19 protein-coding genes are annotated in these 20,409 nt (G+C 38.6%); 1 reads left to right on the top strand and 18 read right to left on the bottom strand.

Annotated elements, in window-relative coordinates:
- Positions 1 to 30 precede the first annotated feature (30 nt).
- The 7 genes from ACAN52_RS03445 to ACAN52_RS03415 form a co-directional block, all read right to left on the bottom strand.
- Positions 31 to 597 carry an NUDIX hydrolase gene (locus ACAN52_RS03445; protein ID WP_378952264.1) on the bottom strand — a complete coding sequence of 189 codons (567 nt, stop codon included), beginning with the start codon at positions 595 to 597 and terminating at the stop codon, positions 31 to 33.
- Between the two features lie 74 nt (positions 598 to 671).
- Positions 672 to 1,754 carry a Gfo/Idh/MocA family protein gene (locus tag ACAN52_RS03440; RefSeq protein WP_378952261.1) on the bottom strand — a complete coding sequence of 361 codons (1,083 nt, stop codon included), beginning with the start codon at positions 1,752 to 1,754 and terminating at the stop codon, positions 672 to 674.
- Positions 1,755 to 2,122: 368 nt separating this feature from the next.
- The gene (locus ACAN52_RS03435) at positions 2,123 to 5,191 is read right to left on the bottom strand and encodes an efflux RND transporter permease subunit (protein ID WP_378952258.1); all 3,069 of its coding nucleotides are present in this window, start codon (positions 5,189 to 5,191) and stop codon (positions 2,123 to 2,125) included.
- Positions 5,188 to 6,297 (bottom strand): efflux RND transporter periplasmic adaptor subunit, encoded by a 1,110-nt coding sequence (locus ACAN52_RS03430; protein ID WP_378952255.1) that lies wholly within the window; start codon positions 6,295 to 6,297, stop codon positions 5,188 to 5,190. Before ACAN52_RS03430 ends, ACAN52_RS03435 begins: the two co-directional genes overlap by 4 nt.
- Complete coding sequence (locus ACAN52_RS03425) at positions 6,272 to 7,570, bottom strand: TolC family protein (RefSeq protein ID WP_378952252.1); 1,299 nt, start codon at positions 7,568 to 7,570, stop codon at positions 6,272 to 6,274. Before ACAN52_RS03425 ends, ACAN52_RS03430 begins: the two co-directional genes overlap by 26 nt.
- 167 nt (positions 7,571 to 7,737) lie before the next feature.
- Positions 7,738 to 8,346 (bottom strand): TetR/AcrR family transcriptional regulator, encoded by a 609-nt coding sequence (locus tag ACAN52_RS03420; RefSeq protein ID WP_378952249.1) that lies wholly within the window; start codon positions 8,344 to 8,346, stop codon positions 7,738 to 7,740.
- Positions 8,347 to 8,443: 97 nt separating this feature from the next.
- The gene (locus ACAN52_RS03415; protein ID WP_378952246.1) at positions 8,444 to 8,980 is read right to left on the bottom strand and encodes a GNAT family N-acetyltransferase; all 537 of its coding nucleotides are present in this window, start codon (positions 8,978 to 8,980) and stop codon (positions 8,444 to 8,446) included.
- A 426-nt stretch (positions 8,981 to 9,406) separates the two neighbouring features.
- Here ACAN52_RS03415 and ACAN52_RS03410 point away from each other — a divergent pair, with 426 nt between their 5' ends.
- Positions 9,407 to 10,135, top strand: coding sequence for an IS30 family transposase (locus tag ACAN52_RS03410; RefSeq protein ID WP_378953092.1), 729 nt, complete (start codon positions 9,407 to 9,409; stop codon positions 10,133 to 10,135).
- A gap of 355 nt (positions 10,136 to 10,490) precedes the next feature.
- Here the strand turns inward: ACAN52_RS03410 and ACAN52_RS03405 are convergent, their stop codons facing one another.
- The 11 genes from ACAN52_RS03405 to queD form a co-directional block, all read right to left on the bottom strand.
- On the bottom strand, positions 10,491 to 11,429 hold the full coding sequence (locus ACAN52_RS03405) for a patatin-like phospholipase family protein (protein WP_378952243.1): 939 nt from the start codon (positions 11,427 to 11,429) through the stop codon (positions 10,491 to 10,493).
- A gap of 310 nt (positions 11,430 to 11,739) precedes the next feature.
- The gene (pduL, locus tag ACAN52_RS03400; protein WP_378952240.1) at positions 11,740 to 12,315 is read right to left on the bottom strand and encodes a phosphate propanoyltransferase; all 576 of its coding nucleotides are present in this window, start codon (positions 12,313 to 12,315) and stop codon (positions 11,740 to 11,742) included.
- Between the two features lie 159 nt (positions 12,316 to 12,474).
- The gene (locus ACAN52_RS03395; protein ID WP_378952237.1) at positions 12,475 to 13,755 is read right to left on the bottom strand and encodes an amidohydrolase; all 1,281 of its coding nucleotides are present in this window, start codon (positions 13,753 to 13,755) and stop codon (positions 12,475 to 12,477) included.
- The gene (locus tag ACAN52_RS03390) at positions 13,755 to 14,423 is read right to left on the bottom strand and encodes a class II aldolase/adducin family protein (RefSeq protein ID WP_378952234.1); all 669 of its coding nucleotides are present in this window, start codon (positions 14,421 to 14,423) and stop codon (positions 13,755 to 13,757) included. Before ACAN52_RS03390 ends, ACAN52_RS03395 begins: the two co-directional genes overlap by 1 nt.
- A 174-nt stretch (positions 14,424 to 14,597) precedes the next feature.
- Positions 14,598 to 15,839 carry an adenosylhomocysteinase gene (locus ACAN52_RS03385; protein ID WP_378952231.1) on the bottom strand — a complete coding sequence of 414 codons (1,242 nt, stop codon included), beginning with the start codon at positions 15,837 to 15,839 and terminating at the stop codon, positions 14,598 to 14,600.
- Between the two features lie 4 nt (positions 15,840 to 15,843).
- Positions 15,844 to 16,887, bottom strand: coding sequence for an S-methyl-5-thioribose-1-phosphate isomerase (gene mtnA, locus ACAN52_RS03380; RefSeq protein ID WP_378953090.1), 1,044 nt, complete (start codon positions 16,885 to 16,887; stop codon positions 15,844 to 15,846).
- A 19-nt stretch (positions 16,888 to 16,906) separates the two neighbouring features.
- The gene (mtnP, locus tag ACAN52_RS03375) at positions 16,907 to 17,716 is read right to left on the bottom strand and encodes an S-methyl-5'-thioadenosine phosphorylase (RefSeq protein WP_378953088.1); all 810 of its coding nucleotides are present in this window, start codon (positions 17,714 to 17,716) and stop codon (positions 16,907 to 16,909) included.
- A 257-nt stretch (positions 17,717 to 17,973) separates the two neighbouring features.
- Entirely contained in the window at positions 17,974 to 18,390 is a 417-nt protein-coding gene (locus ACAN52_RS03370; protein ID WP_378952228.1) for a TIGR04086 family membrane protein, read from the bottom strand.
- 113 nt (positions 18,391 to 18,503) lie between these two features.
- Positions 18,504 to 19,259 (bottom strand): 5'/3'-nucleotidase SurE, encoded by a 756-nt coding sequence (surE, locus tag ACAN52_RS03365; RefSeq protein ID WP_378952225.1) that lies wholly within the window; start codon positions 19,257 to 19,259, stop codon positions 18,504 to 18,506.
- Between the two features lie 19 nt (positions 19,260 to 19,278).
- Positions 19,279 to 20,013, bottom strand: coding sequence for a 7-carboxy-7-deazaguanine synthase QueE (locus ACAN52_RS03360; protein WP_378952222.1), 735 nt, complete (start codon positions 20,011 to 20,013; stop codon positions 19,279 to 19,281).
- Between the two features lie 2 nt (positions 20,014 to 20,015).
- On the bottom strand, positions 20,016 to 20,393 hold the full coding sequence (gene queD / locus ACAN52_RS03355) for a 6-carboxytetrahydropterin synthase QueD (protein WP_378952219.1): 378 nt from the start codon (positions 20,391 to 20,393) through the stop codon (positions 20,016 to 20,018).
- Positions 20,394 to 20,409: the final 16 nt, after the last annotated feature.

Below are 20,409 nucleotides of genomic sequence, written 5' to 3'. Positions count from 1 at the left end.
TCTTATCCTTAATTCTTTTACCTAACGATTCTACATTTTTTCCCTTTTCTTAAGCTTAGAAATTATTTTTGCATAGACTTTCTGCATATGAGGCTCATTGGAATATAAAGTCATTTCATCAATAGGAATCCATTTTACATCACTATTTTCATCCTCTTTAACAATCAGTACTTCATTTTCATCAGCCTCAATCAAAAAAGCAACTGATAAATGTAGATGGGCAGACACATATTTTTCTTGTTTTATATGTCCTAACACAGGCAGTATATCAAGTGCAAAGATCTGTGAACTAATAGGCTGAACACTTTTTATTCCTGTTTCTTCTTTTAATTCTTTTATTGCAACAGCTAATAAATCTTCCTCTCCATCTGCATGACCTCCTGTCCATGACCATGAATTATAGATATTATGGTGTACGACTAATACTTTATCTTTAGTTTTATTCACGACAAATGCAGAGCTCGTGATGTGTGTAATTGCATTATTTCTGCTTAAAACATCATCAAACATAGTAATACATGATAATATAATTTCTTTATCTTTTTTTTCTTGTTCATTATAAGGAGTATATTTTGTTATCAAATTGATCCAATTCATATCCTATCTCGCTTTCATGTAGATAACTTCTTAGCTATAACTATTCAAAAAAATGTCAAAAGATCTTTAAACCATCAACTCCCAGAATTAAATCCACCTGTTCTTTTCAATTGTTCTAAAAATAAACTATCAGTTAGAGGTAACACTACTTTATCGTTATTAAATGCAGCTTTATAAATAGCTAAAATAATTTCCAAAGATTTCCGTCCTTCTAAGCCATTAATTGAGTATTCTCGATCATTTTGGAAAGCGGTAACGATTTCTTGAAATTGACGTCGATGATCTTCAAAAGAAATATCAGGACTACTGACTCCTGCGTTTTCCAAATTACTGTTTGCCTTATATTCATAACCAGATTTTAGTTGAACAGAAGTAAGTACATCATTTTCAATAACTGCGCTTCCTTCTGTCCCATAGACATCAACACGAGAAACCAGGCCTGGATAAGCACAAGTGGTCCCTTCAATGACTCCCAATGCACCAGATTGAAACTTAACTGCAGCTGAAGCAGTATCCTCAACTTCAAGACCTGTATGACCAAAAGTTCCACAATATCCTGTGACTTCTGCGACTGGTCCTACTAGAAATTGCAACATATCAATATAATGAATACCTTGGTTCATCAGGATACCACCACCATCAATCTCCCATGTACCGCGCCATGTCCCGCTATCGTAATATTCTTGACTGCGATATAACTTAATATAACATCCTCCAAAAAGTAGTTTCCCCAATTTCCCTTCTTCGACTAACTTCTTTAAAGCCATCACACCATCGCAATAACGTCTTTGAAAGATAACCCCGAGCTTAACTCCTTGTTTTTGACAAGTTTCAATCAAGGCATCGGCCTTTTCTAAGGTGACATCAATTGGTTTTTCGATAACAACATGTTTACCTGCTATTGCAGCTGCAATCCCCAAATCGGCATGCGTTCCATTGGGAGTACATATTGATACTACATCAATATCAGTTCGTTTTAACATTTCTTCATAATTATCATACCAATCACAATTATATTGAGCAGCAAATTCTTTCACCCGCCCCACAGAACGCCCATAAATAGCAACTAAATCAGCATCATGTATACTTGAGATTGCCTGAGCATGAATAGGAACAATCGATCCAGACCCAACTATTGCAAATTTCACTTTACTCATATTACACCTCTTTATTAAAATAATTTAGTAAGTTCTATTATTTGATTTTCATGGTGTGATAAATAAGACATCTTTAATTGGTTCGCAAAAGTTTTTACATATAATTGTCACTTATACTATTATATTTACCACTAATTGCAGAAAACCCTGCAAAATATGACAATTTTGTAGGGTTTTCTTCTTTATTAATTTTATTCTTTTTACTATCAATTCATTTGAATCCTTTTGATTCCATCATATTTTTAATATCAGTACATTGCAAAAATCACCGAAAGAATGTCGCGCGGCCGTCGGGAAAAATCCCTTCAGGGCAAATGAGTTGCGCCCCCCAGCGTAAAAATTTAGCTAGATACGACTATCAAAATATGCTACTCCCTTGTTAAATTTTCATTTATCAAGGAAATTTTACGAATTTTCCAGTCATGAATTAGAGAATAAACGACAGGTACAACCAGCAAAGTAAGTAATGTTGAAGTAATCAAACCACCGACGATAGCATGCGCCATGGGAGCACGCGCTTCCGAACCGGGGCCAAATCCCAATGCAATGGGGAGCATCCCAAAAATCATTGCAACGCTAGTCATTAGTATAGGCCGCAAACGGATGCGAGCTGCCTCTACCAAAGCCTCATTACAAGAGATATGATCTTGCATTCGTTGTTTGGCAAAGTCGATTAAAAGAATGGCATTTTTAGTAGCCAACCCCATGAGCATCATAATACCAATTGATGAAATCAGACTGAGATCGCTACCTGCCAAGAATAATCCAAGCAGAGCACCAATGATGGCTAAAGGTAAGGAGAGCATGATGGCAAAAGGTTCACTGTAGCTTTCAAACTGCGCTGCCAATATCATGAAGATGAAGGAAACTGCAAGAGCTAGAGCAATACTCATACTGGAGAAGGATTCATCCATATCATCCGATTCACCGACAGCACCGATCTGATAACCGACAGGTATAGGCATGTCTTGTATGCTAGGATAAAACTGATTATTAAAGTCACCGAGGGTCGTTTTCTCTAAATTGGCAGTCAGACGGATTTCTTTTTGCCGATCATAACGATTAATTTCTGCTGGGCTTGTTATATATTGCCACTCAGCTACCTGTGACAGGGGGATGAGCATTTTTTGCCCATCAGCTTTTATTTTTTCGCTGGGCACATAGATCCTATTCAGGCTGTCTGGTTGGCTACGATCCATGGCTGTCAGGCGTGCACGAATATCGACACGCTCGTCAAGATCGCTGTATTTACCGATGATCGTTCCAGCCAACAATGTTTGCAGGCTATTGCCAATGGTAGCAGCGGAAACGGTCAAATCATTAGCCCGCTCTGTTTTGATGCTAATATTTAGATTGGGTGTACCAGGGCGGTGACTGCTAACAATGTCTTGCACACCAGGTATGTTTTCCATTCTTTTCTGTAGTTCATTGGCGATTTCCCCTAACCTTTCTACGGAATCACCTGTTATCGAAACCGCAACGGGTTTACCGTCGCCTTGCTCTATATCGACCCGAACACCAGAGAGGCTGTTGAGTTTTTGGCGCACTTCACTAATAACGTTAGCCTGACTACGCTGTCGTTCTTTTTTTTGCACCAGTGTAACAAACAATGTTTGTTCTTCGCTAACCGAAGTGCTGTAAATATGCTGTATTTCAGGAAACAACTGGAGTTCTTCGACCATCTTTTGTGCGCTATTATCCAAGGACTCCACCGTTGCACCCGCTTGCATTTTTATCTTGACAGTAAACTGAGCCTTGTCAGTGGTAGGAATAAAAGAAGAACCTAGATATGGAAATAGCATCATACTCAGCATAAACAAGGCGAAGGCTCCCGCTAGTACTTTTTTGCGGTGCTGATGAAGCAGTGTATTGAGTAGCGCAGCATAAGCATCAGCAAGATGATCAAACCAACCGTTCCACTTTAACCACCACTGCCTCAGACGACTTGGCGCCTGCTGCTGCTCATTCGGCAGATACAAGGCCGCCATCATCGGTGTCAAAGTAAAGGAAATGAAGAGAGATACTAATACGGCAAAGGCAATGGACAATCCAAATTCTTTGAAAAACTGTCCAACTGAACCAGACATAAAGCCTACGGGGAAAAATACAGCTACCACCGTAAAGGTAGTCGCCATAACCGCCAAGGAGATTTCTTTGGTTCCTTCCGCAGCAGCCTGACTAGCTGACTTACCCATTTGTCGGTGCCGGATAATATTTTCAATGACGACAATGGCGTCGTCAATCAAGAGACCGACTGATAGAGACAACCCCATGAGAGACATGCTATTGACCGAAAAATTGGCCAATTTCATAAAGAAAAATGTGGACACAATCGAAGCAGGAATCGCTATGGCGCTAATGATGGTACTGCGCCAGTCACCAAGAAACCACAATACAATCACAACGGCAAAAAAACCGCCAATAATGAGATCGAACCACACTTCATGAATCGAATCTTCTACACGTTGGGCATCGTCACGAACCACATGCATAGCAATCCCCTTCGGCAAGCTCTGCTGAATTTTTTCCAGTTCAGCTTTTACTTGTGTGGCTACCTTTACAGCATTGGCACCAGATTGTTTACCGATTTCAAGACCAATGGCCGGTTGGTTATCGTAACGGGCAATTGCCTCCATTTCCTTGATCCCATCTTTGACAGTGCCTATTTGTCCGTAATATACTGGCACACCATTTCTCATGCCGATTACGACAGAGAGAAAATCCTGAGGATCTTTGAAATTACCTGCAGTGCGTACCAACAAGTTTTGGTTGGTTGCCATAAGCTTACCAGCGGGAATATCCTGATTTTCTTGCTGTAAGCGTTGAGTAATTTCTGGTATGGAAAAACTAAAAGCAGTCATTTTGTCCTGATCTAACAACAACTGAATCTCGCGTTTCTGAAGACCCGTTATTTTCAACTGACCAACGCCAGCAATTTTTTGCAACCGAGGTTTCATCACGTCATCTACGAAAACACTTAATTCACGGCGATTGACAGTTTCGCTAGTAAAAGCAATCGCAACAACTGGAGCCGCCTTCATATCATAGCGAGCGATGACTGGCTCTTTCATGTTGTCAGGCAGTTCGCTACGAATGGCGCTGATTTTGTCCCTAACATCCTGCGTTGCCATGGCTGGATCAATATCCAAATTAAATTCAATACCAATCTCCGCTTCGCCTTCACGGGAGGTAGACCGGATATGTTTTACCCCTTTGGATTCGCCAACGGCTTCTTCTACTTTTTGGGTGATCTGCGCATCAATTTGTTCTGGCTGTGCACCTTCATAGGTAATATTGACTGATACGTAAGGAAGAGTTGTATCCGGCATTTCGTCCACGTTCATGCGAAAGTAGCTAACAATTCCCAGTAGAATAAGAGCGAGAAGGGTAACAGTAGCAAAGACTGGACGCTTGATGCTAATTTCTGGTAAGCTCATCGGTCTATACTCCCTTCCCGTAGTAAGGCATCACCATCTTTAATTTTATCCAGGTTGTCGATCACCACAGCCATACCGACCTTGAGTCCTGCTTTCACCTCAATCAGATCGCCAATTAGCTCACCAGTTTCTACCAGTATTTTTTTTGCTTGACCCATTTCTGCAACATAAACATAATGTAAGCCCTTTTGGCTCATCATAGCATTTCGCGGTATGGCCAATACGGATTGTGGTTCACCCGCTGTCAAGGTTGCTTTGGCAAACATGCCTGGTTTTAATAACTGTTCAGAATTATCCACTTTGATTTTCACCCGGAACATACGACTTTCGTTGCCGGCTACTGGATTAATAACCGTTACCGTTCCGGTAAATGACTGGCCAGGATAAGAGTCTACCACAACGGTTACGGTAGCTCCCAGTTTTGCTGTAGCAATGTCTTTTTGTTCAATATTTACCACAACATAGACTTGGTCAATTTGTTCTACCGTAAGAAGAGTTGTGCCAGGTGAGACAACCTGACCGATGGTGACCGCTTTATTAGCAACCACACCAGTTACTGGGCTTACGATGCTACCGTCAGCGATTTGCTTCTGCGCATTATTCAGATTTGCATAGGCATTATCGACTTCGATACGACTGGTAATCATTCGGGTCTGTACACTCTCTAGCTGCTGTTTGGTAACGGCGTTTTTCCCATACAGATTATAATAGCGCTGATAGTCAACCTGAGCGGTATTATAATTGGCCTCTGTTTGCCGGACATTATTTTGAGCAATCCGTTCCGCATTTCCTAGTTCTACGGTATCTAGTGTCATAAGTATTGCTCCTTGGGAAATGGCCTGACCGTCTTCAACGAGTATCTGATGAATTTTCCCGGCAAGACGACTGCTGATATTCGCAGATGTTAGACCTTCTACTGTACCTGTCAATTTAAGTGTGTTTGCTTTTGGCGTTTCCCTCACTGCTACGGTAGTGACTGCTAAAGGATCAATGGCCAAGCTAGCCTGCTGCTGAGCATTGTAGATTCGCCAGCTAGCAGTACCAATGAACAATGTCAAAATCAATAATATCATCAATTTTCTAACGTGTGGTTTCTTGTTTTGCATGGATATCAACCTCCGTAATAGTGCCCATAGCTTGCGCTAACTGTATAATATACTTATTGTAGTCATAGCAAGCGTTAATGTAATTGAGTTTAGCTGATGTCAGCGCCCCCTGTGAGTCGATGACATCCAAATTAATGCCAATACCGGCCTGGTAACGCACCTGAGCAATCGTGTAATCTTCTTCGGCTTTGGCGACAACCTGAGAGGCAATGTCGAGAGCAGCGCGGGCGTTTTGCATATTAAAATAGGCTTCTCTAGTTTCTAAGGTGACTTGCTCTGTTTTTTGCTGTAGAAGTTCATGTTTCTGTGCGGTTTCCCATTCAGCTTGTTTGATTTTTGCCTTGGTTTTACTACCGTCAAATACGTTGAATGATATGGCTACCTGAGCAGACCAAGGATTGGTGGAGGCCCTCTGGTTTTGCCAGTCTTTTTTGATCGACAAGTTTACCGTGGGCAATTGACCACTTTGGGCTATTTGCATGCCCTGAGAGGCGGCTTTTTTTTCCTGATAGGCTTGTTTTAGTTCTGATCGTTTCACTAATGCGGTTTGAATCGCCTGATCAATAGGCCCCTCATAGGCAGATACCGTACCAGTATCTACTAACGTGATATCTTTATCAGCAGAAAGTCCAAGTAAGGTCATAAAATGATTGTTCGCCAGTCTGCAAGCATTTTGAGCTTTATTGTGGTTTTGCTTGGCCTGAGCCAACTCGACTTCAGTCCGTAGCACATCACTTTTTATCACAATCCCTTCAGCGTATTGTGCCTCAACGGTGGCCAAATGTTGTGTCAAACGCTGAACCGCCTCAGCAGCGAGCCCCACGTTTTTTTCAGCTTGCAAAACATTATAATAGGCCAGATAGGTATTGGCGATCACTTGTTGTTTGGTATGCGCAAGATTATACTGCGCACCTGTATAAAGTTCCTTAGCCTGAGCAGTGAGACCTTCATTGAGCCCACCACTGTATAAGGTCGTTTTTGCTTCAATAAATGAAGAGCGAGAAGTGGATGGCGAATCAACAGTTCCTGGGTAATTCTGGGTTTGAATATGATTGACGCTGATAATAGGCAAATAATTTGAATGATTTTCTTTGAGCAACCACTCTGCTTTAGCTGTTTCCGCTTCGGCCGCTTTGATTGTTGGACTATGTGTAAGAGCAAGCTGGATACTGTCTACGATCGTCAATTGTATCGGTTGGGCGTAGCTTAAATGGGGCATGCCGCAAAAACTAAGGGCCATACTCCACAAAATCAGTGTTTTTTTCAGGTTCATAAACTCTTCCTTTCTATAAAAAAAATTTTTTATGTACTGCTCCCTATCAGTACGAGTTATACATGATTGCTCCAGTGATCCTAACCCTTTAGGATCACTATAATTGCATTATGACCCAGGTCAGTTGGTTAGTAAAAAAAGATGCGCATTTTCTACGCAACTTAAACTTAGCAAATGGATAATTGGAGCCTCCCCTCTTCGATTCCCAAAATTCGTTCCAGTATCGATTCAGCAATTTTTATTTTGGTTAACAATATTTCTGTTGATTCTTTTAGATACGCAATATCTAATAAGCATTCTACTGTACTCCAGAAAAAAGCAACGGTTTCCTTTATACAATTCACATGCATGGTCCCCTCTTGATTTCCCTTCTGAATAATATCATTTAGAAGAGGGTTAAAGACGTTTTCAACCTGTTTTTGCCAAATTGTATAAACTAAATCAAATTCTTTCTCATTCCAGAGCCTATCAATAATAACATCAACTTGGCTGGGAAGTGCTAACTGCAAAATGAAGATTTGCAGTTTTTTTATTGCCATATCCTGTTGACTTTTTAATAAGTACGATGTGGCCATTTCAGTTGCCCAGCGCGTGCAGATGGCTTCTAAAACAGCTTCCTTCGTTGGAAAATAATAAAAGAAGGTTCCTTTGGCTACACCAGCCTTCTTCACTATGTCAACAATCATTGTTTTTTTATAACCAATAGAACTAAATAAATCTAAGGCCGCATCAATGAGCTCTTCTTGCCGGACTTTGGGATCTTTTCTAATTCTCATAATAAACCGTGCCTCCTAACTAGATAAAACTTATAAGAAAAACGCTATACTTTCATTCATCCTAGTAATAGCTCACAACTCTACTGACTACAATCACTTACATAATGATCTTTTTAAACCGAAAGAAATCTTCTTTTATTGGTACCTCTCCGTTAATTGATTTATGACAATCTAAGTGATGTTTATTGAAGTATTCTACAATTTGAAAGCCACATTTATTTACATAAAAATGAATATTACGTTTTTCAAAATACGGCGTATACGTTTCCCAAACTTTGGTTTTAGGGTATTTTTCTTCAATCGCCTGCCAAGCTTTTAAACCAATACCACGACTGTGTTCATTTACAGAAATAAAAAACAAGTCTAATGAATTATTTTGTGTTATTTCATCAATAGTAAGTACAACACCGCCTACCTTTTTCCCATTTGCAAGAATATGATAAATAACAGCCCCTGTAGCATGGAAAGATTCTTCGATATCTTTATCAGAAGGAATTGGTCCATCTAAGTCAGAACCAAAAGTTTCAATCACCGCTGCGGTAAATGCTGTTTGCATGTCTTTTTTTAAACTTGCCAATTCTTCTCTTTTGGCAACCTCTAATGTAACGATACATTCTATGTTAGCTTGTACCATAAAAATTTCCTCCCATACGTGTATATACTATAAATATTTTATTGACCGAGGTCAGTATTATTTTATAAAACAATATTTATAATGTCAAGAAAAAATGATACAAATCCGCTATTGAGTGTCATTACAATAAATCCATATTTTCAAATACCTATGATATATTCGAATTATGACTATAGTTTTCGAGTAAGATGCTGGAATGAAATAAAACTAGAAATCATACAACAACTTCATCACTATTCTTTTGGGGGTTGGGCATATAATTGCCAGTCACAAATGCTTGTACATTTTTATTGTAGCAGTTTTTAGCCTGCCTTTGCCTTTCTTTCATTCTCTATTACCCTTGTTTCCGTCTATTTTGCTGATGCCGGGCAAAGAAACTATCAACACAGTATTCGCAAATTTAAGCGTTTTTAAGCAACGAAGTTCATTGATTACGTAATTCAGAAAATGCGTTCACACAATTGGTCGATCGATGCTTGCGTTGGAGAATCCATCGCACAGAATCGGTTCAGTCGTCATGAGAGAGTCTGTACTAAAACATTGTATAACTATGTAGATTTGCCACAAAAACTAAAAAGAAATACAAAATCTACCCGAGTACGAAAAAACAAGAGAAAACTGGGGAAAAGCATTACAGAAAGAGCAAACGATATTGAAGATCGGGAAGAGTTTGGTCACTGGGAAATCGATACGGTAATTGGTAAGAAAGCTAAGGAAGATGCGATATTATTGACATTATCAGAACGTAAAACACGCCAGTATCTCACTAGGATAATAGCAGGGAAGACAGCACCTGCAGTGATGGCTGCAATCGCTGATGTCAAACAAGAATATGGCGAGCACTTTGCCGATGTATTCAAAACAATTACCAGTGACAATGGTCAAGAATTTGCTGATTTAAGCCTATTGGAAAAATCCACAGAAACTAAAGTGTATTTCACACATCCGTACTCTTCGTTTGAAAGAGGAAGAAATGAGAGACACAATAGGCTTCTCAGGCGATTTTTTCCAAAAGGGCATCCAATTGCTGACTACAGCATGGATGAGATCGCTTTTATCGTGGATTGGTGCAATCATCTTCCTAGAAAAATTCTAGGCTACAGTACGCCTGCAGAAATTTTTAAAGAGTACCTTGATCAGATTTATGCTGCATAGCTTACTTCCCAGTTTAAAACAAAATTAAACCTCTTGGCACAACTAGTTCAACTTCTTATTGCAATTTAGGTTTTATAATCTTTAAAAGAGTTATATCTAATTCTTAGTTAACGAATATATAGCATTCTAAGCCTCAAACGACTACTTCCTGTATTACTTTAATTTAAACCGAGAAAATCCTAACTGCTAGATATAAAGCAATTAGGATTTTTTATTTATGAAAGATATTATTAATCAATTACGACATTACCGAACTATGAACGCAACATTCAAAAATTAAAGTATAAGTTCGCCACACAGTAAATTAAGCATAACCTTGTCATTTAGGCAAACTTATTCTTTAAGTCACACAAATTCATTTGAATCCTTTTGATTCCATCATATTTCTAATATCAGCAAGTTTTTCTTGTGTTGCTTGTTCTCCACGCCCAATGCATACAATTGCTTGTTTTAAATCTTTAAAATTAATATCCAACGTATTCGGACGGATGATAATATCAGCGCATTGCTCTGATTTGAGCAGTGTAACTTCTCGGCTCATAATTTCAATGCATTGTATTAATATTTCTCCTACAGTTTTAATATCATAATTAGCCTGACCATCATAACCTAGATCGACTCCAATGACAATATCAGCTCCCATATGACGTAAAATATCTGTTGGCAAATTATTTTTTACAGCACCATCAACTAATGTCATGCTGCGATATTTTTTGGGAAAAAAAATTCCTGGTATTGAGATACTTGCACGTACTGCGTCGGTTAGAGATGTATTGTGATAATAGCGGGCATTTAAGATTGTGCGATTATTAAATACTGGACTAGTAAAAAAAATTGTATCTGCTGAGTTTAAGTCAACTGCAGTAATAGCTACAGGAATCAATGTATCTCTAACAGTTTTTTCTTGCCATAAACTATAGAAGTATTGTTCAATTTTATCACCCTTAATCAATCCACTTGGCAGAACAGACCAAAAGCGAAACATGCCGCTGTATAGCCATTTCATGCCATGTTTTAAAAGATCACCCACTGTAATATTTAAATCAATAAATTCATTAATTTTGAGTTTTTGTATCATTATTTGCATTTGCAGCGGAGTATACCCACAAGCATACATAGCAGCAACAATCGCACCAGCACTCGTTCCACTAATCAAATCAATCGGAATATGATTCTCAGCCAATACCTTTAATACCCCTATATGTGCAGTACCTCTAATTCCTCCACCACTTAATGCAACTCCAACTTTATAGGGATAATTTGTTAGCTTGCGCCTATCGATCTTTGCAAACACGCTATCACCTCGCAACTCCATCACTATATGTTATGAATCGTTAAGTATAAATTGTGCTACTAGTATAAGAAAAGACTTGGTTTGTGCCAAGCCCTCAGACACAGGCAGAAGCCTTAGTCGTTCTTACTTGAAACCCTAGAAAATGTTATCCTTTCTGATTGCGCAAAAAAATGATGTGATCCATCAAGCCATAAGCTTGGTGAATCACATCACTCAATCACTGATATTAAAAAGACTTGCTTGTACCAAGCCTTCATTGTCATGACTTAGAATTAAGAAAATATTATCCTTTCTAAGTCTTAAATGTTAATTATTTTATAACTTCTACCATACCACTATTTTTGCACATAGCCGCATTCGCTTCGTCAGTGTCAATATGCATTTCTAGGCGGAAACTTTCATGAACGCGAATTAATACATTTTCAAAAACTAATCCACGTTCGCCACCACACCGTACTTTAACAATGTCTTTATCTTTAACACCAAATGCATCAGCATCAGTTAAGCTCATATGAATGTGACGACCAGCAGCAATCACGCCTTCTTTGATCTCTACTTTACCTTTAGGTCCAACTAAAGTCGCACCTGGAGATCCTTTGATATCTCCAGAATCACGAACTGGAGCATTTAATTTTAATTTCATAGCATCACTAAGGGAAATTTCTACTTGTGTTTCTTTACGAACTGGTCCTAGAATGCGAACATTTGGAAATGTTGATTTTTCAGTAACCAAATCAACAAGTTCATTGGAAGCAAATTGCCCCTGCTGTAACAAGTCTTTTTTGACAGTCAGTTGATATCCTTCCCCGTACAAAATATCTAAATCTGCTTGTGATACATGTACGTGGCGAGCTGAAATACCTACTGGAACTTTTGTTTCTAACATAAAGATAAACACTCCTTCAAAAATAAAAATTGATCTTAATAAATAATATCACTAGATATATTCGCGCTTTTTCGACTTAATTCCTTTTAATTTTTAATAAAAAAATATTGAACTAACACTTCTAAGCAGCGAGTATTAAAAACAGACTATCAGACTTACTTATTTAACAAGGCGCAAACCACGTTTATTAGCTTCGTACATGACTTGCTCTTCATCAATTGTTGTTAATCGCTTATTATCAAGTATTACTTTACCATTAATTAAGACAGTATGTACATCCGAACCACTTGCAGAATATGCCAACAAAGATAAACGGTCATGACGTGGATACCAATGGGGAGCATGCATATTAAATAATGTAATATCGGCTTTAAAACCAGGAGCAATCGTGCCTGTAACCATTCCTAAGCCTAATGCCTGAGCACCATAACTTGTCCCCATATTGATTGCCGTTTTTGCAGGGATAAGGAGTGGATCAAGAGCCTGTACTTTATGTAACATAGCAGCTAAACGAATTTCTTCTAACATATCCAAATTATTATTGCTCGCAGTACCATCTGTTCCAAGACCAACACATAAGCCTGCAGACAGCATTTGAGCAACAGGTGCAATACCACTGGCAAGTTTCATATTACTGCCTGGATTATGAGCAACTCGGACGTTGGCTTCTTTCATAATCTCAATGTCTTCACTTGATAGATGAACACAATGAGCCGCTAGCACTCCACAATCAAGTACACCGAGTTCTTTCATAAGAGCAATCGGCGATTTACTGTATTTTTTCTGACATTCTTCAACTTCACCAATCGTCTCTGCTAAATGAATATGAATTTCTGCACCCAAACGCTGAGATAGCGTAACAACACGTTTTAAATATTCTGGCGGACATGTGTAGGGAGCATGAGGCCCAAGCATCACAGTAATACACCCATCAGCAGAGTTGTGATAATCATTAAAAAAAGCTTCACTTTCAATTAAAGCTTGATTTGCATTAGGAGCTACACCAGCCATGCCTCTCGCAAGCACAGCTCTCATACCACTGTCAGCAACAGCTTGAGCAACCTGAGGCATATGAAAATACATATCCGAAAAAGTAGTCGTTCCTGATTTTATCATTTCAGCATTCGCGAGTAACGTACCCCAGTAAACATCTTCAGCAACTAGATTAGCTTCTGCTGGCCAAATTTTTTTTTCTAGCCAATCCATCAGTTGCATGTCATCAGCATAACCGCGAAAAAGAGACATGGCAGCATGAGTATGAGTATTAACAAAACCAGGAACTGCTAATAGATTGGTGCAGTCAATGATCTGATCAGCATGCCAATCCGTTGAAATATCTCCCACCTGAACTATGATCGTGTCATCGATTGCAACATCAGCTAAAGTCACTTCACCATTGCTGCCCAAGACTTCTGCATTTTTTAATAAAATTTTTCCCACTATATTTTCCTCCCCTGCTGACGCTGGCGATAATATTCAACATAAAATTTATGCATAACCTCAACGTCCTCATCACTTAGTACTTGAGCTCCTCCAAGTTGATTTGCATAAATCAAAATTTGAGCTGCTTTTTCTACTAATTCACAGGCCATCATTGCTTCGGTGAGGGATTGACCACATCCAACAACACCATGATTAGCCATTAAGACTGCATTTTTTATACTTAACGCCGCTACAACATTTTTCGCTAATCTTTCAGTCCCTGGCAAAGCATAAGCAGCCACATCAACACCACCACCGACTAGTTGAACTAAGTCTTCAATAATAGGCGGTATCCCCTTATGTGCAACGGCACAAGCACTGGCAAAAACACTATGTGTATGTACAATTGCCTGTACATCAAAGCGTGCTTGATAAATCTCTATATGTAAAGGCAATTCTGAAGAGGGCTTTAATCCTCCTTCAATCACTGTACCCATTTCATCAACAACGACCACATCATCAATCGTTAATTCACGATATCCTCTTCCCGATGGTGTAACCGCGATAAACTGAGTACCTGGTATCCGTGCACTAATATTACCCCATGTCCCAGCAATTAACCCCTTATCAAGCATGCTACAACCAACTGCTAAAATTTCAGCTTTAATTTTTTCAGTATGATCCAATTCAAACTCACTCCTTAATGCTTGGCATCTGAAAGAAAATAAAGTCAAAGCTTCTGAGGATATTTGACGCTAAGTAATCACGATAACTTGTACATATTGAGCTATGTAAAAGTTATCGTGATGAAACATCGCATAAATAGACCAGAGAATGACTCGTTATTTTTTGAAGATACCTTATGCTTGCATTAAATATTTCTTCTGCTCAGCAGTTAATGAATCAATTTTAAGTCCCATTGCCGTAAGTTTCAACAATGCTACTTTTGTACTCACTTCTTCAGGGAAGTTAAAAACTTGATTTTCCATTTCTTTATGATGTTCTAAAATATGCAGTACAGCTAAAGCTTGCATAGCAAAAGATAAATCCATGATTTCTGTCGGATGACCATCACCAGCAGCTAAATTCACTAAACGACCTTCAGCTAACAAATAGATTTTTCGGCCATCATTCATTACAAATTCTTCAATATTTTTGCGTACAATTTGCTTTGAAATTGCCATTTCATTTAAATCTTCTTTATTAATTTCAAGATCAAAATGACCAGCATTAGCAAGGACAGCCCCTGTTTTCATCACTGCCATATGTTCACGACAAATTACATGCTTACAACCCGTTAGTGTTACGAAAATATCTCCTTCTTTTGCTGCATCTTCCATCGTCATCACTCGGAAACCATCAAACACAGCTTCAATCGCCTTGATTGGATCAACTTCTGTAATAATAACATTAGCACCCAATCCTTTAGCGCGCATCGCTACACCTTTACCACACCAACCGTAACCAGCTACAACAACGACCTTACCAGCTACTGTAAGATTTGTTGTACGCATAATACCGTCCCATGTTGATTGTCCTGTACCATAACGATTATCAAATAGATATTTACAATAGGCATCATTTACTGCGATCATCGGAAACTTTAAATTTCCTTCCGCAGCCAATCCACGAAGTCTGATAACACCTGTTGTTGTTTCTTCTGAACCACCTAGGATATTGGGAAGTAATTCACTCCGTTCACCATGTAAAAGTGACACTAAATCGCCACCATCATCAACAATGATATCAGGTTTTGTATCAAGTGCTTTATGTAAGAATTGTTCATACTCAGCTTCTGTTGTATTATACCAAGCAAAAACTTTAACACCTTGCTCAGCTAACGCCGCTGCAACATCATCTTGAGTGGATAGAGGATTACTGCCTGTCACAGCAACATTTGCACCAGCATTTTTGAGTACTAAAGCCAAATAAGCTGTTTTAGCTTCTAAATGCATCGTGACCACAATATTTTTACCACGTAATGGCTTAGTTTTTGACAAATCATCATTTAATATGTTAAGAACAGGCATAAAATTTTTAACCCAATTAATTTTTTCATGTCCTTGAGGGGCTAGTTTTATATCTCTAATCATTGATTCCATATTATCATACTCCCTTTATTTTTTGTTGTAATTCTGTAATTGCCTCACGATAAGGCCCGCGTAATACACCATACTCTGTTATAATACCTGTAACTAAAGAATTCGGAGTTACATCGAATGCTGGATTAAAAACATCTACACCTTCAGGAGCAGTACGCATACCAGCAAAATGAGCAACCTCAGATGCATCCCGCTCTTCGATTGGAATGTCAAAACCACTTTCCATCGTAAAATCAAAAGTGGATACAGGTGCTGCGACATAAAAAGGAATATTATGTTCTTTCGCTAGGACTGCCACACTATAGGTACCAATTTTATTGGCAACATCCCCATTTAGCGTAATCCGATCAGCTCCAACAATAACAGCTTGTACCATATTTTTCTTCATAACCCAGCCAGCCATATTATCAGTAATAAGAGTCACTGGAATATGATCTTGTACTAATTCCCAAGCTGTCAAACGAGCTCCTTGTAATAAGGGTCTAGTTTCATCGGCAAATACTTTCGTTATGTTTCCATCATCGAAAGCTTGTCGAATAACTCCTAAAGCCGTTCCAACACCTGCCGTAGCTAATGCTCCAGCATTACAATGTGTCAATACTGAAACTGGTGTCGTAAATAATTCTGCACCATAATGCGCTATTTTAGAATTGATCGCTACATCTTCATCAGCAATGGCAACAGCCTCTTGTTCTAGAGCTGACACAACATCAACAATCTCACTATTTTGATCATATCGACTTGCTACAGCCATCATTCGCTCAATAGCCCAAAATAAATTAACAGCTGTCGGTCTAGTTTGTCCGAGTTCCTCAGCTACCTTAAGCAGACTTGTCCAGAAGTATTGACTGTTGGAAAATTCTCGTGCTCCAAGTACAATACCAAAAGCAGCAGCTACTCCAATTGCCGGTGCTCCTCGCACTTCTAGTCGTTTAATAGCCTCTGCAACAATGCGATAATCATGACATTCAATATATTGTACTTGGTTGGGTAATAAAGTCTGATTTAACAAGAATAGGTAATTATCTTTCCATTGAATAGACGGTATCAACAATCATCACCACCTTTTAAATTTTAAAACCACCATATTCAGCCAAAGCGTGCTGACAATTACAATCAGCCTCAATATCAATATTTTTTATTGTATTCATGAGCAGCATCTTCAGATTTTCAGTATTTTGATTCATGATTTTAATCACTTCACCATATGTTAAAGGATTCGGGGAAACTCCTGCTGCAAAGTTAGTCACCATTGCAATCGTCCCATAACAAATTTCAGCTTCACGTGCTAAAACCACTTCTGGCACATTGGTCATACCAACCAAATGACCACCAAATTTTGCAAACATCGCAATTTCAGCTGGGGTCTCAAAACGAGGGCCCTCGGTACAAATATATGTTCCTCGGCCATGAATCTCAAGTCCAATATCCTTACCAACTGTCAATAGTTTGTCTCGCAGCGAATCGCAATATGGATTAGTTAAATCAACATGTACGACTCCTCTTTTTCCACCTTCATGAAAAGTACTAATTCGATTCTTAGTAAAATCAATAAACTGATCCACTAATACAAAATCGCCTAATTTCATAGGTAAATGTAAGGAACCAACTGCAGCAGTAGCCAAAATTCGACGCACGCCTATTTTTTTCATAGCCCAAATATTGGCGCGGTAATTAATCAAATGAGGAGCAATTGAATGCTTGCTACCATGACGCGGGATAAAAGCAATACTTTTCCCCTCAAAATCTCCTACTTTATAAGATACTGCACCATAAGGAGTCATTGTTTCAACCTGGTGTACATGATCTAAGATTTTTGGATCATACACGCCTGTACCACCAATAATTCCAATCTTTATCATTTTATCACCTGCTATACGATCTAGTTTACGACATCAAAAAACAATATCATCTCATTTTTTTATTGTACTATATTTTACCCAATATAATAAGATATACTTTTTATAACAACGGTAAGGGATAAATAGATGGTTCCATCTAGTATTATATCATAAAGCAAGAAAAGACTTAGCTCATGCCAAGTCCTCAAACACAAGTAGAAGCCTCAGTCTTTTTACTAGAAACCGAGAAAGTCTATTTTCTTAACTATGTATATGACCAATGACACAAGATATTATAAATTTACACCGACTAAGCTACCTAGTATGCCAACTGCAATACCAGCTACGAATTTATTCGCCAATACAAATACCGAAACAGTTCCTTGGTTTAGCTCCATACCAATGCCCACGGAAAATAATACATAAATAATACCAATCGCTATACCAATGAGCATTCCTTTTGCTGCAGCATGATGGGCAGCATAAACACTGCCACTAAAAATACTAAGCATTGTCACACCAACCATAATGTATTGGATATAATTATCTACGTATGCATTTTCTGTCATCATGCTGATCATTGTTAAAAATAATACACAAGCTAATGAAAAAGTAAAACTAACGACTACTCCTTTAATGATTAACATAGCTGTTCCCGATACCTTGGGTGGTTTAGTATGTAAACGCGTCCGATCAATACGTTTCGACACAACGTTCCCTCCCTGAAGTTAGGTATGATTATTGCTATTGTAAATCTATGCAGATTGTAGATAAATATGCCCACAAAATATAGTCATCAAATTTATTACACAACTTATCGTTCTTATAACTTCCAAGTTTTCATTACATCCATGGCACTATAATTTGTAAGATCAAAATGAATGGGGGTTACTGAAATTTTGGCCATTTTTACAGCGACAATATCACTATCGTCATCATTTTCATTATCTAGTATATTACCACCCATCCAATAATACATCCTCCCTCGCGGATCAAGCCTGCGTTCAAAAATATTTTCATATTCCCTGACGCCCAGCTTAGTAATAGCTACACCATTTAATTGGGCGGTAGGGAGTGCCGGTACATTTACATTGAGTAAAGTATTAAGTGGTAATGATCGATTTCTTATATTTTCTACGAGCGTCGCCGTAAATTCAGCCGCAGCCTGAAAATCAGACTTTTCTCCACTATCTAATGAAACAGCAATGGCCGGTATACCATGTAATGCACCTTCAATAGCCGCACTAACTGTACCTGAGTAGAGAACATCAGTCCCTAGATTAGGTCCATGATTGATCCCCGAAACAACAACATCTGGTAATTCTGGCATTAATGTTTCCAGGGCAAGCTTGACGCAATCAGCAGGAGTACCACCAATGCGCCAGCCTGATATATTGGGATTATCAAAAACATATTGATCAACTCGTATTGGACTGTGCACTGTAATTGCTTGACTTGTCGCACTCCGTTCAACATCAGGTGCGACTACGACGACCATAGCAATCTTTGAAAGCTCATGCCAAAGTGCCTGAATACCAGCTGCACCAATACCATCATCATTCGTCAATAAAATACGCAAACAAATCCCTCCAAACGCATTATAATTGACCCATAAATTTATGGGTTTGGGGAATAACCCGTACATCAGTGAGCAAGGTAAGCGCCTGTTCTTGCCATACTAATACCTGATCAGGACTCACACCCCCGCAATGATTAATCGGAGTCACTGGTTGTATAATCAAAGGAATCTCAGGATTGACAGTTGCAATTAATTCAATTGCCTGCTGAAACTCTTCAGTACTCGTTTTATTAGTAACAACAATTTTGACAAAAACCCTACGGGTATTTGCCAAACGTAAAAATTCTTCATGTTTTTGCCACAACTCTTGCCCACTCGTACTTGGTAATTTAATATCCATGCTAATCATATCAATATATGGTAAAACTTTTGCTAATTCTGTTGGTAATGTACCATTTGTCTCTAAATGAATCATACCATGAATAAGAGGTGCTAATTCTTCAATGGCCTGGGTTTGGCATAAGGGTTCACCACCAGTTAAGCTCACTGAATGATGTGGTAAAATTAATAATTGATTGATATATGCTGCTAGCTGAGAGATGGGAATAGGGTTAGAAATGATTTTAAAGTCACGCTTTCCTGGGGTGATCTCGATTTGTCCCGATGCCATGCCTTGTCTGGAATCCGGTGTATCGCAAAATTCACATTCAAGATTGCAGCCAACGAGTCTCACAAAAATCTGTCGATAGCCAACATATTGTCCTTCACCTTGAATCGAGGAAAAGACTTCAACAACATTTACTGTTTTGCCCACAATTAAGCCTCCTGACTATAGGTTGCTGCTGAATTAGGGGATTCCCATATTCTTACCGAACGCAACTTTACGTCTTGATCAAATTCTCCAGTTTCACCGAGTTGATCGTATATATATTTTGCAATATTTTCTGCCGTAGGATTAATTTTACAAAAAGGTTCAATCTCATTCAAACAATAATGATCTAAATTGACCATAATTTTATTAACTGTTGCTTTTAAATCACGAAAATCAACTAACATTCCCAATTCACCTAGCTTATTCCCATAAATATTGACCTCAACCTTCCAGTTATGTCCATGCAGACGGCTGCATTTTCCTGGGTAATTATTAATATAATGAGCTGCTTCAAAGTTAACACTAATTGTTAATTCAAACATATATTTATCCTCCTTC

The organism is Pelosinus sp. sgz500959, assembly GCF_042610375.1.
In the GTDB taxonomy this organism is placed as follows: Bacteria; Bacillota; Negativicutes; order DSM-13327; family DSM-13327; genus CTSoil-075.
This window is presented reverse-complemented; position numbering and strand designations above follow the sequence as displayed.

Excerpts from the sequence above, each read along its gene's own strand:
- ACAN52_RS03445 (WP_378952264.1), bottom strand. The coding sequence starts at position 597 with ATGAATTGGATCAATTTGATAACAAAATATACTCCTTATAATGAACAA.
- ACAN52_RS03440 (WP_378952261.1), bottom strand. The coding sequence starts at position 1,754 with ATGAGTAAAGTGAAATTTGCAATAGTTGGGTCTGGATCGATTGTTCCT.
- ACAN52_RS03435 (WP_378952258.1), bottom strand. The coding sequence starts at position 5,191 with ATGAGCTTACCAGAAATTAGCATCAAGCGTCCAGTCTTTGCTACTGTT.
- ACAN52_RS03430 (WP_378952255.1), bottom strand. The coding sequence starts at position 6,297 with ATGCAAAACAAGAAACCACACGTTAGAAAATTGATGATATTATTGATT.
- ACAN52_RS03425 (WP_378952252.1), bottom strand. The coding sequence starts at position 7,570 with ATGAACCTGAAAAAAACACTGATTTTGTGGAGTATGGCCCTTAGTTTT.
- ACAN52_RS03420 (WP_378952249.1), bottom strand. The coding sequence starts at position 8,346 with ATGAGAATTAGAAAAGATCCCAAAGTCCGGCAAGAAGAGCTCATTGAT.
- ACAN52_RS03415 (WP_378952246.1), bottom strand. The coding sequence starts at position 8,980 with ATGGTACAAGCTAACATAGAATGTATCGTTACATTAGAGGTTGCCAAA.
- pduL (WP_378952240.1), bottom strand. The coding sequence starts at position 12,315 with ATGTTAGAAACAAAAGTTCCAGTAGGTATTTCAGCTCGCCACGTACAT.
- ACAN52_RS03385 (WP_378952231.1), bottom strand. The coding sequence starts at position 15,839 with ATGGAATCAATGATTAGAGATATAAAACTAGCCCCTCAAGGACATGAA.
- queD (WP_378952219.1), bottom strand. The coding sequence starts at position 20,393 with ATGTTTGAATTAACAATTAGTGTTAACTTTGAAGCAGCTCATTATATT.